Origin of the sequence: Mucilaginibacter gossypii (assembly GCF_900100945.1) — a bacterium.
GTDB classification, from domain to species: Bacteria; Bacteroidota; Bacteroidia; order Sphingobacteriales; family Sphingobacteriaceae; genus Mucilaginibacter; species Mucilaginibacter gossypii.
On sequence record NZ_FNCG01000003.1, the window covers coordinates 377,127 to 391,339 of the forward strand.

Annotated in this window: 13 protein-coding genes; 6 read left to right on the forward strand and 7 right to left on the reverse strand. The window is 43.0% G+C overall.

The genetic code is table 11. The features are described 5' to 3' along the window. Nucleotides 1-64: 64 nt before the first annotated feature. Nucleotides 65-346 carry a hypothetical protein gene (locus BLS28_RS07690; RefSeq protein ID WP_091164169.1) on the forward strand — a complete coding sequence of 94 codons (282 nt, stop codon included), beginning with the start codon at nucleotides 65-67 and terminating at the stop codon, nucleotides 344-346. A 112-nt stretch (nucleotides 347-458) separates the two neighbouring features. Here BLS28_RS07690 and BLS28_RS07695 read toward each other — a convergent pair whose 3' ends face one another. The 6 genes from BLS28_RS07695 to BLS28_RS07720 all read right to left on the reverse strand — a co-directional run bounded on the left by BLS28_RS07695 (nucleotide 459) and on the right by BLS28_RS07720 (nucleotide 7,063). Then, a complete protein-coding gene (locus tag BLS28_RS07695) occupies nucleotides 459-1,217 on the reverse strand; it encodes an SDR family oxidoreductase (protein ID WP_091164171.1) in 759 nt (252 codons plus the stop codon). Nucleotides 1,218-1,389: 172 nt separating this feature from the next. Continuing rightward, entirely contained in the window at nucleotides 1,390-2,385 is a 996-nt protein-coding gene (locus BLS28_RS07700; protein WP_091164172.1) for an MlaD family protein, read from the reverse strand. Nucleotides 2,386-2,388: 3 nt separating this feature from the next. Then, nucleotides 2,389-3,138 (reverse strand): ABC transporter ATP-binding protein, encoded by a 750-nt coding sequence (locus BLS28_RS07705; protein WP_091164175.1) that lies wholly within the window; start codon nucleotides 3,136-3,138, stop codon nucleotides 2,389-2,391. A 3-nt stretch (nucleotides 3,139-3,141) separates the two neighbouring features. Continuing rightward, nucleotides 3,142-3,912, reverse strand: coding sequence for an MlaE family ABC transporter permease (locus BLS28_RS07710; RefSeq protein WP_091164177.1), 771 nt, complete (start codon nucleotides 3,910-3,912; stop codon nucleotides 3,142-3,144). Nucleotides 3,913-4,156: 244 nt separating this feature from the next. Then, nucleotides 4,157-6,562: a phosphoenolpyruvate synthase gene (gene ppsA / locus BLS28_RS07715; protein WP_091164179.1), complete on the reverse strand. Its 2,406-nt coding sequence runs from the start codon at nucleotides 6,560-6,562 to the stop codon at nucleotides 4,157-4,159. Between the two features lie 69 nt (nucleotides 6,563-6,631). Next, on the reverse strand, nucleotides 6,632-7,063 hold the full coding sequence (locus tag BLS28_RS07720) for an Hsp20/alpha crystallin family protein (protein WP_091164181.1): 432 nt from the start codon (nucleotides 7,061-7,063) through the stop codon (nucleotides 6,632-6,634). Between the two features lie 143 nt (nucleotides 7,064-7,206). On the opposite strand from BLS28_RS07720, the gene BLS28_RS07725 reads away from it, so the two are divergent. Together BLS28_RS07725 and BLS28_RS07730 are read left to right on the forward strand one after the other, a co-directional pair. After that, nucleotides 7,207-8,646, forward strand: coding sequence for an MBL fold metallo-hydrolase RNA specificity domain-containing protein (locus BLS28_RS07725; RefSeq protein WP_218134377.1), 1,440 nt, complete (start codon nucleotides 7,207-7,209; stop codon nucleotides 8,644-8,646). A gap of 216 nt (nucleotides 8,647-8,862) precedes the next feature. Next, a complete protein-coding gene (locus BLS28_RS07730; protein WP_091164184.1) occupies nucleotides 8,863-9,096 on the forward strand; it encodes a hypothetical protein in 234 nt (77 codons plus the stop codon). 86 nt (nucleotides 9,097-9,182) lie between these two features. On the opposite strand, the gene ftsH is transcribed toward BLS28_RS07730, so the two are convergent. Then, on the reverse strand, nucleotides 9,183-11,126 hold the full coding sequence (ftsH, locus tag BLS28_RS07735) for an ATP-dependent zinc metalloprotease FtsH (RefSeq protein ID WP_218134378.1): 1,944 nt from the start codon (nucleotides 11,124-11,126) through the stop codon (nucleotides 9,183-9,185). Between the two features lie 685 nt (nucleotides 11,127-11,811). Here ftsH and BLS28_RS07740 point away from each other — a divergent pair. The 3 genes from BLS28_RS07740 to BLS28_RS07750 all read left to right on the forward strand — a co-directional run bounded on the left by BLS28_RS07740 (nucleotide 11,812) and on the right by BLS28_RS07750 (nucleotide 13,934). Then, nucleotides 11,812-12,480 (forward strand): BON domain-containing protein, encoded by a 669-nt coding sequence (locus BLS28_RS07740; RefSeq protein ID WP_091164186.1) that lies wholly within the window; start codon nucleotides 11,812-11,814, stop codon nucleotides 12,478-12,480. A 20-nt stretch (nucleotides 12,481-12,500) separates the two neighbouring features. After that, nucleotides 12,501-13,010 (forward strand): nicotinate-nucleotide adenylyltransferase, encoded by a 510-nt coding sequence (locus tag BLS28_RS07745; protein ID WP_091164189.1) that lies wholly within the window; start codon nucleotides 12,501-12,503, stop codon nucleotides 13,008-13,010. Nucleotides 13,011-13,097: 87 nt separating this feature from the next. Then, nucleotides 13,098-13,934: a universal stress protein gene (locus BLS28_RS07750; RefSeq protein ID WP_091164192.1), complete on the forward strand. Its 837-nt coding sequence runs from the start codon at nucleotides 13,098-13,100 to the stop codon at nucleotides 13,932-13,934. The last annotated feature ends 279 nt before the right edge of the window (nucleotides 13,935-14,213 follow it).

Here is a 14,213-nt window from a genome sequence, read left to right on the forward strand (position 1 = left end):
TTAACAACGATGTGTTAAGGGGCATCGCGTTCTACACACAGGAGTTGGCATTTTACAGGAAAGGTTGCAGGAGATTGCCGGCGACAATACGGCCCGCGAAGTACAGGAACAAGTGGAACATTTTCAGAATCAGTTCATCATCCATGAAAAATGCCTTACGGAGCTAAAACAAGACATTCACCGTAATGACCTTGACATAAAAGCAGATCTTTTGCTTTCCGGTACTATGGTTTCTGAAAGTATAGCTGCCGAACATTCCAGAGTTCATGAGCGCTATCTTAACGAAGAAAAAATATTCAACGATTTGCGCCACGAGTTTAACCGGTTTTCTGCGGAGTGGTTGTAATTGATTTAAGGAATAGTGACTACCGGGGTATGTTTCCTGTTGCTGCCACTGTAAAAACCGGTGGCAGCAATTAAACCAGAAAAACAAGCCAGAATTGTTTCTTGAACAAAGCTTAATATGCTGTCCAGCCTCCATCCGCTGTTAGCACGGAGCCATTAATAAAGCTTGATTTTACCGAAGCAAGGAAAAGGGCAACTTCAGCAATTGCTTCGGGAGCCGCAGCACCTGGTGCATTGCCTGTTCCGGCGTTCATCCTTTCAAAGCCAAACGGATTGGGTTCCATGCCAAAAACGATATTGGTATTTACTCCCCCCGGTGCTATAGCGTTGCAGCGGATATTTTTATCCGCATATTGATATCCTATGTTTTTAGTTAAACCGATTATTGCATGCTTAGATGCTGTATAAGCGGCACCGGCCCGGCCTCCCTGGAAGCCGCTGATGGATGCAATATTAATAACTGTACCGGAGCCGCTTTCCAGGAAAAGAGGTATAGCTTCACGGCAGGCAAAAAAACAACCGTTCAGGTTTGTTCCTATTACTTTCTCCCATAATTCGTCTGTTACATCGGTCACCGGAGTAAAATTGTCCATAACGCCGGCATTATTTACCAAAATATCAAGTGTGCCGAAAGTGTTGTGAACATGCTTCATCACCAATTGCACATCGCCCTTTACGGAGATATCTGCAGCGATACATGCTACCATACCGCCATTTGCGCGAATTTCAGCCGCGACGGCTTCAATATTTGATTGATGGATATCGGTAAGCATAACTTTTGCGCCCTGTTCGGCGAAAAGCTTTGCAATGGCTTTTCCAATCCCTGATCCGGCCCCGGTTACAAGGGCCACTTTTTGTGATAGTTGTTTCATAATTGGTTTAACTTACATATACAAAAATCACTTGTAAACAACATGTAGAGAATGATTCCGGTCATTAAAAAATGTGATTAGAGGCGAATTACAAAATTTTAAACATGTTAATAGTCATTTGCCACTATATGCTATTTATGAATTTGCATATTAAAATATATTGCCCAAATGCTTATTGAGATTGCACAGCCTGTTGTTTTCTTTGCGCTTTTTCCTGGCTTTTGAAATAGCCCCTAAAAAGGAAATTGTGCTTGAGCGCTTCCATGTTTTTATTGAATCCATCTGTGCCCTGGCGCAGGTTATACATAGTTGCCCTTAAGTCTTTGGCAAATGCTGAATCTTTTAAAATCATTGGCAGCGAGCCATTCCCGCTGTTTAAATGGCCGTTTACGGTACGCGCCAGGTTATTTAGCTGCCAGGTTAACGAATCGGCGTTATCGCTTGCTTTCCTGATACTCGAAATAGCCGCCTGTAGGTTGCCGGCAGCTATGGTGTCCCTGAGCAAGACCCCCGCCGCTCCTTTTCCATTTTTTATCCCGACAATCAGATCATCTATGCCATTGGTAATTTTGATAGCATTTGCGCTCGCTTTGTTTAAATTTTGCAAAGAGGCAAGTAAGTTGCCGGAGACATTTTTATCGTTCAGCAGGGCCATGAATGTGCTGCCGTTAACCTTCAGGACAGTACCCTTTAACGCTTCTGAGATAACTGCAACGTTATTATTGGTTTTGGACAAGGTCTGCAACATTTCATCGGTACTGATTTTTTTTTGCGCTATAAGAAGATCATCTTCAGTAACTTGTGCGCTTGGTAAGTTTGAAGGAACTATGTTTACTATTTTATTGCCCATCAGCCCTTCTGTGCCAATTGAGGCGACCGCATTTTTATGAATATAGGATGTGAACTTGTTGTCGATTGATAATGTTACCTCAATTGTAGTATCATTGATCATGTTGATCTTTTTTACCGTACCAGATTGAATTCCGGAGAACTGTACGTTATTGCCAACGGTGAGGCCATTGAGGTTAGAAAACCTCACCCGTATGTTGAAATCGCTACCAAACAGGTTATGATTTTTGCCGATAAGATAGAAGGCAAGTATTAACACAAATAGGCCTGATAGTACGAATGCGCCAAGTTTTATATTGCCTGCTGTTTGGTTTGCCATAATTTATTCGAAAAATTGATGAATATTTGGATCTGTCGAATGTTCGAAATCAGTGTATGTACCTTGTGCATAACAACGACCGTCCAGCAGCAGAGCCACCCGGTCGGCGGTGTTTTTTACACAGTTCATGTCGTGTGTGATGATAATGGATGATGTATGGTATTTATCCTGCAGTTTCAAAATTAATTTATCGATTTCCCGGGCTGTAACCGGATCGAGCCCTGTTGTTGGTTCATCATATAATATCACTTCCGGTTTAAGGATCATGGTCCTGGCAAGAGCGACACGTTTTAGCATGCCGCCGGATAATTCTTCCGGCATCAGATCAACAGTATGCGCCAGCCCTACGTTTTCCAAAGCCTCCATAACCAGGGCTTCCACCTCGTTCTGCGAAGCAGCAATCCAGTGACGGCGTAAAGGAAATTCCAGGTTCTCACGAACGGTCATGGAATCGTACAGTGCGTTGCCCTGGAAAAGAAAGCCAATGCGGGCGCGGACCTGATCGAGTACTTCATGAGACATATCAGGGACATTTTGACCAAAAACTTTGATGTTTCCGCTATCAGGTTTCAATAAACCGATAATGCATTTGATCAGTACTGACTTGCCGGATCCGGATTTGCCAAGCACTACCACATTCTCTTCTTTTTTGACTGATAATGCAAAGTCTTGCAGCACGGTATGATCGCCGAAATGCTTACAAAGTTTCTCTATCACAATCACGTTGTTTTCGGTGGCTGTTTGTGTTTTCATGCTTTAATTTAAACCAAGCAGATCCGTGAGTTGCACAGCCAGCAAGTCGATGAAAAAGATTACTACAGATGATAATACAACAGCTGAGTTTGCCGAACTTCCAACACCTCTGGTACCTTTGCTTGATGTGTAACCTTTATAACAACCAACGATTCCAACAGCAAAACCAAAGAAAAATGTTTTAAAAAATGCAGGAAGTACGTCGCCGAAACTGAGACTTCTAAACACCTGAATAAAAAAAAGATAAAAGCTGGTGGCCGACCTGATATTAACGCCTATGTATGCTCCGAACAAGGCGATAGCGTCGCCCAGGACAGTGAGCACGGGTAGCATTAATGTAGTTGCCACGGTACGCGTAGCGACAAGGTACTTGAATGGATTGGTTCCGCTTACCTCCATTGCGTCAATTTGCTCTGTGACTTTCATGGATCCAAGTTCGGCTCCTATACTGCTGGCTATTTTACCTGCAAATATCAGCGCTGTTATAACCGGACCTATCTCCCTAACTATGGCAATGCCTACCATCACCGGAAGTTGAGATTCAACACCATAGGCAACCAGGGATGGCCGCAGCTGCATTGTAAGAACAAGGCCCATAATAAAACCTGTGAGGCCGATAAGCGGCAACGATTTATATCCAATTATATAGCATTGGTTTAATAATTCGAGGACCTCAAAGCGCGGTTTAATTCCGGTAGAGAAAAACTGGCCGGCAAATCCTGCGATATCCCCGGTGTCATTCAAAAAGGCTTTGATATTTTTAGTGAAAGCCATCGTTATATCTGTTTAACTTGATTTGAAAAAATGATCTACGGTAAAATTAATATGGGCCCGAAGAAAAATTTGTGATATCGGACAGCATTTTTTTTGATATCTATACCACTGATAAGTGACGCAAATCATTTTTAAGCCCGACGGAACAACTGTTTAACCAGGATATAAAAGATGGTTTTAACAGGTGTGTCATAGGCAAAAACCGGTTTGTGTTTATCCAAGAGATAGCTCATGGTTCCCTTTCTTATACCGCACTTGGTTGAGACTTGTTCTTGCAGGATTTCAAGGCATCATTAATATTTTCAATACCTTTAATCAATGCGTCCGCGTTAAAAGCGATGCTGTCGATGCCGGTTTCAACCAGTAGCCTGGTGAACGTTTCTGAATCGCTTGCCGCCTGGCCGCACAGGCCTACTTTTTTTTTCAGTTTATTTGCCTTTTGTATCATCATGACGATCAGTTGTTTGCTCGCGGCGTCCTGTTCGTCAAATAAGCCTGCTATGAGTGCTGAATCCCGATCAATGCCTAATGTTAATTGTGTAAGGTCATTTGAACCAATTGAGAAACCGTCAAATACTTCCGCGAATTCCTCGGCAAGTAATACATTGCTGGGAATTTCTGCCATAACGAAGATCTCAAGGTCATTCAGGCCCCGTTTAAGCCCGCAGGACGACATCAGATCGATGACTTTTTGCCCCTCCTTAACTGTCCGGCAAAAAGGGATCATCAATTTAATATTATTGAAGCCCATTTCATCACGAACCACTTTCATGGCCTCGCATTCAAGCAGGAAGCCGTCGCGGTAATGATCATCATAATACCTGGAGGCCCCCCTGAAGCCAATCATCGGGTTCTCTTCCTTTGGCTCAAAGTACCTTCCGCCAATGAGGCCGGCATATTCATTGGTTTTAAAATCGCTCATCCTCACGATCACATCTTTCGGGTAAAATGCCGCTGCTATCGTGGCAACACCCTGTACAAGTTTATCTACAAAATAAGCTTTTTTATCGGCATAGCCAGCTGTTAGGTGAGCGATTTTTACCCGTTCCTGCTCGTCCAACACCCGGTTAAAGTGTACGAGCGCCATTGGATGTATCCCAATTTGGTTCGCGATAATAAATTCAATTCGCATCAATCCAACACCGTGGTTGGGAAACATCGATAATTTAAAGGCCTGTCCGGGATCGGCTATGATTAGTTGGGCTTTCGGGTGTACCGGCAGGTGGGTTTTGCTTACATCACTGACCGTTTCAGTCCACTCCAGTTTGCCCCTGTAAACCATCCCCGTCTTTCCTTCGGCGCAGCAAATGGTTATCATCTCACCATCTTCAATGTTATAGGTTCCGTTTGTTGTTCCAACTACAGCCACCGCGCCGAGTTCCCGGGCTATAATAGCGGCATGGCTAGTGCGGCCGCCATTATTAGTAACAATTCCCGCTACCTTTTTCAATACGGGGTCCCAATCCGGGCTGGTTGTTTCGGTAACCAGAATTTCGCCTTCTTTAAGCAGGTTAGCCTGGTCAGGAGTTTTGAGCACGCGTGCCCTGCCGGCTGTAATGCCATTGCCTATGGCAGCCCCCATGGTTATAACTTCTCCTTTTTCGGCAATTTTGAAACTTTTTACCTGTATCTTTTTTTCTTGATTATGTACAGTTTCGGGACGAGCCTGGATAATATGGAGTTGGTGATCGAACCCGTCCTTAGCCCATTCAAAATCCATAGGCTGACGGTAATGGTCTTCGATGATCAACGCCCAGTTGGCAAGCTTTTCAACTTCCTGATCGCTGAGTACAAATTTTTGCCGGAGTTCCCAGGGCGTATCCTGATTTATTGTTGGATTGGTTGCATCGTCGGTAGTTGCGCAAACCATGGTTTTGTTTTTGCTGCCAAGGTTTTTTTGGATAATGCACCTTAAATTTTTTTTAAGAGTTGGTTTAAACACCAGGAATTCATCAGGCGTAACAGTACCTTGTACGATATTTTCCCCTAATCCCCACACACCCGAAATATGTATAATATCCTTGAACCCACTTTCTGGTTCCAAAGTAAACCCGATACCGGAACACCCCATATCAGATCGCACCATTTTCTGGACTGCAACTGAAAGATAAACTTTCTCATGATCAAAATTTTTATCTTCCCGATATTTAATAGCCCGATCTGTATAAAGTGATGCAAAGCATTGCTTTACGGCAGTTAATAAAGCACTATGGCCTTTAATATTCAGGAAGGATTCGTGCTGTCCTGCAAAACTTGCCCCTGGCAAATCTTCTGCTGTGGCACTGCTTCGCACCGCCACAGTCGGTTCTGCATTTTCAAAAATATAATCGTAGGCGTCTATGATTGCCATTTGCAGGTCATTCGGCATAACGGCGTCCATGATCAGTTTTCGGGCTCTGGCGCCGCTTATCGTTAAGTTAGAGAAGTTCTGCCGGTCTAAACCGGTCATCAAATCAATAAGCTTTTTTTCGAGCCGGTTGAACCCGATGAAATAACGAAAAGCTGCTACAGTTACAGCGAAGCCGTTTGGCGTATTTATTCCATTGTTGGTTAGTTGATTGTAAATTTCCCCCAATGAAGCTGTTTTTCCACCAACATCACCAATATCACCTATGGTGATTTCACTAAACTTTCTGATAAAATGTTCCATGTTACTGTTATTAAGCCGGCCGAAGAGCGTCCGGTTGTCAAAATCGCCGGTGTTGCCGACAGAAAATTTTTAGTCTACTTTAATTTCTTTCTTTGCCGCCTGGTTTCTGCCGCTTTTTTTAAGTTCGATTTCCAAAAGGCCATTGTGATAATTGGCATTCACCCCGTCTTCCTCAACATTGTCTGGCAGCTTAAATGTGCGACGGAAGGAAGCAAATGAAAATTCTTTACGTGTATAACTATCAATCTCTTCCTTTTCTTCTTTATTGGTTTCCGCACTGATGGTCAGTAAGCCGTCTTCGGTAATGATTTTGAAATCATTTTTTTTAAAGCCCGGAACAGCGACGTCAAGCTTATAATGATTTTTGGTTTCACGGATATTTACAGCCGGGAGAAATTCTCCGCCGCTGGAAGTTTTATCAAAAAAACGGTCTGGACTCCAAAAATTCTCCATCATTGATTTCCATGATGGAACGCGATGTGATTTTATTAAGGCTGTCATAAATTTGTTTGTTGAATGATTGGTTATCCAAATTTCGCCATGGGAGACATTAAGTATAATGACCACTGTCACGCTTTGGTGTGATTCATGTCAGTTTGGCGGTTTCTTTATCGCAATACCTTTATGGTAACAAGTAATAAGCTATGAATGAATCTTTTAATGGCATGGAATCGGCAATAGAAACCGGGCCTGCAATACAAAATGTTTACCTGCAATCATTAGGTGCAGCAGGTACTGTAACCGGATCCAAGCATCTGCTGCTTACCCCCGGGGGGAACGTTATGATCGATTGCGGCCTGTTTCAAGGGATAAAGGCTTTGCGGGAAAAAAACTGGGAAAGCCTGCCTGTTAACCTGGCTGATATTAGTGCACTGATACTGACCCACGCACACCTCGATCACTGTGGCTATATCCCTTTACTGGTACGGAACGGGTATCGTAACAAGATTTACATGAGCCAGCCGACCAGGGACCTTGTAGAGCTTATTTTGCGCGACTGCGCCAAACTACAGGAAGAAGATGCCCAAAAGGCTAATAAATACGGTTACTCCAGGCATCATCCGGCAAAGGCCCTGTACACTGTGAAAGATGTTGAGGCTGCGTTGCCCTATTTTGAAGTTTGTGAAATACACAAAACAATCAGCCTGGCTAAACAACTAAGTTTTAGTTTGTACCCATGTGGGCACATCGCGGGTGCTTGTTCGGTCAAAATAAGTTGCTTTGAGAAGACAATTGTATTTTCCGGGGATATCGGGCGTGACCAGTCAGAGCTATTACCTGGCCCCGAGCTATTAGGGCAAGCCGATTTTGTAGTCATGGAGTCTACTTACGGCGATCGCCTACACTCTAAAAATGATACTTCACAGGATTTAGCGGGTGCTATTAATGATACTGTTTTTAATAAGGGGAATGTACTGATCCCATGTTTTGCAGTTGGCCGGGCCCTGGAAGTGATGCACCTGATTTATCGCTTAAAACAACATAATCTGATTCCGTCATCCATTCCGGTATACCTTGATAGCCCGATGGCCGCAGTTGCCGGAAAGACCCTGGTACACTTTCCCGAATGGTTTACTATTGATGAAAAAGAATGTGCCGACATGTTTAACAGTGTAACTATCAACAAGGATTATAAGGATACCGAAAAGATCATTAAAAGGGCAGGGCCTAAGATCGTTCTTGCGGCAAGTGGAATGCTAACCGGAGGCCGTGTGCTGGAATATTTGAAGCGTTATCTGGGCGATGAGCGTAACACTATACTCCTGATTGGTTTCCAGGCCGAGGGCACACGGGGAAGGGCGTTGCTTAACCATATCCACGAATTGAAAATTCATGGTCAATATTACCCGGTGGTGGCGAAGGTACAGGAGATAGAAGGTTTGTCCGCTCACGCCGATCAGTCCGAATTGATTACCTGGTTAAAGCAGTTTCACAATTCGGTATCCGAGGTTTACCTGGTACACGGCGAACCATGCGCACAAGACACTCTTCGGGTTAAGATCCAGGATGAGTTGAAACTAACAGTAAAGATTATGAAGCCTTACCATAAGGAACTTTTATTCACTTTAAATCAACAGTTGTAATGTGATCCGTGGTACTGTGTAATATCCTGGTTTTGAATGCAACAATACTGTTAATCGGTGCCTGGTGCTGTAAATTGACTGTATTGGTTAATTTAATGATAAGCGTCATTTTTCTTTAGCCGGTATTTATCAATATTTGGATACTGGTTACTTTCTAAGCCATTTAAAGCAGGGTTGTTAAATTGCAATGTTACGCGAACTTATTAAGTGCGGATCATGGAAAAGCTCACATTTAATTTTTGTCATCCCGTAAAAGGTCTCCTCAGGCTTTTGAATAAACTTTATCCGGCAGAAATACGCGTAGTACCAATTGATGACCAGCACGGGGGCTTAATTGAAATTTCGGTAACAGGTCTCTGCAGCGGTAAATGGAAGGCAATGCTTGAGTGGGAACATGATGGCATGAATTATTATTATGAACAAGAATTTGAGATACCCGAAGTAAATTGAGTTTTAAATACCTATAATCCCCATTATAATTCTGGTGAAAATAATTGATTACCGACAATCAATCCCAAGCTCCTTATAATCACTTATTAAAGTATGGGTAAATGAAAAAAATCGGACCGTGTGCCTAAAATCTTTTCGAGGTCACCTTTATCTATTTCTTCCTTAGTTAACAATAGGGTTGCTAACTGGTCCAATAAAGGCTTCTTTTTGGCAAGAATTCCTTTCGCGTTCTGATAGGCCTGTGCCAGCAATCCTATTATTTCATCGTCAATAATTTTGCTGGTAGATTCGCTGAAGGGTTTTTGTATTGCCAGATCGGTTTGACCGGTTGAATCGTAATAACTGACGTTTCCAAGCTTTTCGGCAAAACCATAATACATGACCATTGATCTTGCTTCTTTGGTCGCTTTTTCCAAATCATCCAACGCCCCGGACGATATTTCGCCAAAAGTAAGTTCTTCTGCCGCCCTGCCTGCCAGGGTAGCACATAGATGTTCCACGAAAGCAGTTTTGTTACGCAGTTGCCTCTCTTCTGGCAAGTATAATGCCGCGCCTAAAGATTTCCCGCGGGGAATGATCGATACCTTAACCAATGGTTCCACATTTTCCAACAACCAACTCGCAACTGCATGGCCGGCCTCATGATAAGCGATTACTTTCTTTTCGGCCGGCGTAATGATTTTGCTTTTCTTTTCAAGCCCTGCAATTATACGGTAAATGGCTTCTGAAAAATCGGCATTTTGTATACTGTCGGCTTTTCTCCGAGCAGCAATTAATGCTGCCTCATTACAGATATTTGCAATATCTGCGCCTGAAAAGCCCGGCGTTTGGGCCGCGAGCATAGGGATGTCAATGGTATCGGCCATGGTTAACCGCTTGGTGTGCACTTTGAAGATAGCTACTCGTTCCGTTAAATTGGGTAACTCAAGGTAAATATGACGATCAAATCTTCCTGCCCTAATTAAGGCTGGGTCCAGCATATCAGCCCGGTTGGTTGCCGCCAACACAATAACCCCAGCATTGGTAGCAAAACCATCCATCTCGGTCAATAGCTGGTTTAATGTGCTTTCACGTTCGTCATTGACACCGCCTAAATAAGCACCTTTGCCTCTTGAACGCCCGATTGCGTCAATTTCATCAATAAAAATGATACAGGGTGCCTTTTCTTTGGCTTGTTGAAACATATCGCGCACCCGGGAAGCACCAACACCAACAAACATTTCAACAAAGGCAGCTCCGGAGATTGAAAAGAACGGCACCTGCGCTTCGCCGGCCACTGCTTTTGCAAGCATTGTTTTACCTGTTCCTGGTGGGCCTACTAAAATTACACCTTTAGGTATCTTTGCCCCGAGTTTGGTGAATACGTCAGGCGTCTTTAGAAAGTCGACAATTTCACTTACTTCTACCTTGGCTTCTTCCAGCCCGGCAACGTCGGCGAAGGTGACAGTGCTGTTTTGTTTTTCAATCAATGTAGCCCTTGATTTTCCGAAGCTAAAAATCGAAGATCCCCCGGGCGCTCCGGTACCCGCCATACGCCTCATGATGAAATTCCAAATAAGAAACATCAGAATGAAAGGTACAGTCCAACCGAGGATATTAACGAACCAGTTGCTTTTGTTAATGTACCTTACCGAAACCCTTTCACTTAAGGGAAAACCTTGCTCCGCTTTATCGAGATTAAGTTCAAAAGATTCAACTGATCCTATTGTAAAAGTGTAATGTGGCCCGTAGTTCAGGCCCTTGCCAACAACTGGTTTAAATGCGGCTTTGAAAGCGGTATCGCCTGCAAATGAACTTTTGATGTATACGTTAACATGCTCTTTATTGATCACCTCTAACTTTTCAACAGCTTTTCGGCTTAGCATATCTTTTGAAAATTGCTGCCACGTGATCTCTTTGACATTATCTCCAGACAAGAATGGGGAAAGAATCAAATACAGCAAAATGATCACATATACCCAAGCCCAACTGAATGTTGGTTTATATTTTTTTTTAGTGTTTTTATTTGCTGGAGGCATCGCTTTTTTCATAAAATAAAGATGGGTTGAAGCGTACAAACCTGAAATGACGGTTGTTTGCCGAAAATGTGACTTGTGTCGTGATGAAGTGTGACAAAACTCCAATAGTTTGGAGCAAAAGAAAATTAAAGAAACCAGTATTGCTCCCCGAGTTTATTCATGGGTAGGGCCACTTGAACAGGTTGCATATAACGCAGGTGGCGTCATGCTCCGCTTGGCCTGGGATGGATAGCTGAACTATCCTTTTAGCTAAGTTCAGATAACCATCTTTTTTTCAGAAGTATATTATAATATAAACGGGGGAGATCTGACACAGTAACCCGGCTTCGTGGCTTGTTATTTTTTCAATAGCTCAATCGCCCGGGCCTGCTCGTCTTTTTCGCACATGGGATATTCTTTTTTAACTGATGTTGATAGTTACTAAATGTCTCCGGCTTTTTCAGGTCGCACTTTTCTTGATTTTTCATACGATAAATTTTGGCAGCACTCTTTGGTCAATAAATGACCAGAGGCATGGTAGCAGCTAATAGATGGTACTTCGGCGGCCTGATAGTAGCCAGGTTAAGGAAACTCAGAAAGATAATGTTTAGGGGGCTTATCTCATTGATGATGAACATCATATCAGTTCATGATCGCCATCATGGTGATAGCTGCCGGCTATTCGGTTCTTTGTTGTAGTTAATTACATTCAAAAATCATGAGAACAGACAATCAAATCCAAAAAGATGTAATGGATGAATTGAAATGGCAGCCATTTCTAAATTCATCTGAAATTGGCGTTGCTGTAAAGAATGGCATTGTGACATTATCAGGCAATGTAGATTCCTTTTCCAAAAAGCTAACTGCCGAGCGGGCGGCCAAAAAAGTTGCCGGTGTCAAGGCTATCGCTGAAGATATTCATATTGGTGTGTCGCCAGCCTACTGGAGAACAGACGCGGAAATTGCTGAGGCAGTACTAAATGCACTTAAATGGCACTCGGTAGTACCTGACGATAAGATAAAAATTAAGGTAGAAGATGGTGACGTTACCCTGGAAGGTGAACTTGAGTGGGAATACCAGCGTGTTAATGCCCAGACGGCGATTCAATACCTTTCAGGAGTACGTTCGGTGTTCAACCGGATCACCATTAAACCGAAATTAACCCCATTGGAGTTGGAAAAAAAGATTGCAGATGCTTTCCGCAGGAATGCAACTGTCGACGCCAGCAAAGTAACTGTGGATACAATCGGAAACAAAGTTGTCCTGACCGGGAAGGTACGTTCCCTTACCGAAAGTGAAGATGCCGAAGATGTTGCGTGGGAAGCTCCCGGTGTACGCCATGTAGAAAATAAGCTGACTATTGAAGAACCGGAATTTGTCTATTAATTCATTAAAAACAAAACAACATGAAAACGTTCAAATCCATGCTTATGCTAACCGCGCTGATAGTCGGTTTTGCTCTATGCTCATCGGCTCAGGTAATTTTACCTGAAGTGCGGATCGTTGCTTCAACTTACAAATATTTAAATGCTACGGATAACCGTGAAATGTCGCAACCAGTTAGGATGCTCGAATTTAAAGCTGCCAGTTACGATGTGAAAAAATCAGAATTTTATGATGATGACTATGATGGGTATTATATCTCATTTTATATACCTGACGGGAAAATACTCGCGGCTTATGATAAAGATGGCAAACTCCTTAGAACAGCCGAAAAGTTTAAAAATACAAAATTGCCCGAGGCAATCAGGACTGCTGTTTCGCAACGCTTTCCAAACTGGCGTATTTCGCAGGATGTTTACCAGGTTAATTATTTTGATCATAAGGATAAGGCTGATAAAACCTTCAAGCTCCTGCTGGAAAACGGCGATAAACGCATGAAAGTAAAACTCAACGAAAAGGGAGAATTTCGCTAAGTAACTTACCTCAATACCTTGCATCCCTGTCACAATAAGGGAAGCTCTGGCAGTCAAAGACGGAAGCTTCCCTTTAAACAAACGGTTATGAAAAAGATTATGCTCGCGTTAAACGCAGAAAAGCCGGACCCACAATCTGTGGCATTCGGTGTTTATTTGGCCCGGTTAACAGGATCTCAGCTTTGCGGAATATTCTTGGAAGATCAGACCCCTACGCACGAGGCTGGTGTTAAATTCGCCTACGGCAGTGTTTATGTAGAAACCATAGATGCAGATGAAGAACCAATAAAGGCTTTTAAGGAGAAAGCTGCTCAATTGAACATACGCGTGTTCAAAGAAGCCTGCGAAGCCCAGGGTATCAATTGCAGGGTCCATCGTGATCAGGGTGTCCCGCAAACAGAATTGATCAATGAAAGCCGATATGCGGATGTCCTGGTTTCAGGGCCTGTATTGTTCGCTTCGTCCGCTCTCGAAATGCCGGCTGGCTTTGTAAAAACATTGCTGGCCAAGTCAGAATGCCCGGTAATTATAGCACCACACCATACCCATCCAATCAATAAGATCCTTTTTGCTTTTAACGGCAGCGCTTCGGCTTTATTCGCAATCAAGCAGTTCACCTATCTGTTTCCGGAGTTGAAGGACACGGAGCTGGTGGTAATGCAGGTTGACGAAGATGCTGTATTCAATGAAGAGCAAAAAGAAAAACTTTATGAATACCTACGCGTACATTATAGGCTGATCAACTTTAAAGATTTACGGGGAAAACCAAAGGATGAGTTATTTGATTATTCCCTTAGAGAGAACAATGCATGCCTGGTTATGGGAGCGTATGGGCGTAACTGGCTGTCTAAATTTTTTAAAGATAGTACAGCAGAGTTGATTATTAAATTGAATAATCTTCCTGTATTTATTACCCATTGGTAACGCCGAAACAAGTTGATTGGTTTGAAAAAGTTTAAGTGAGCTGTTGAGTAAATTATCTTTACGCAATTGAAGCTGCTACACAAGCTATACACCCAAAGTGTGGAAAAGCTATCCGGATAAAACCTCAACTAAATAACAGCCATGACCATGAAAACAAAATATTTAACTCAAATTGCCCAAAAGTCGCCCAACTGGTTGCGCGGCAATTGGCCGCTTATTCTTTTGCTCTCATTTGTATTACTTATCATTATAGGAATGGCTGTGTTTCTCTTTTTTTTC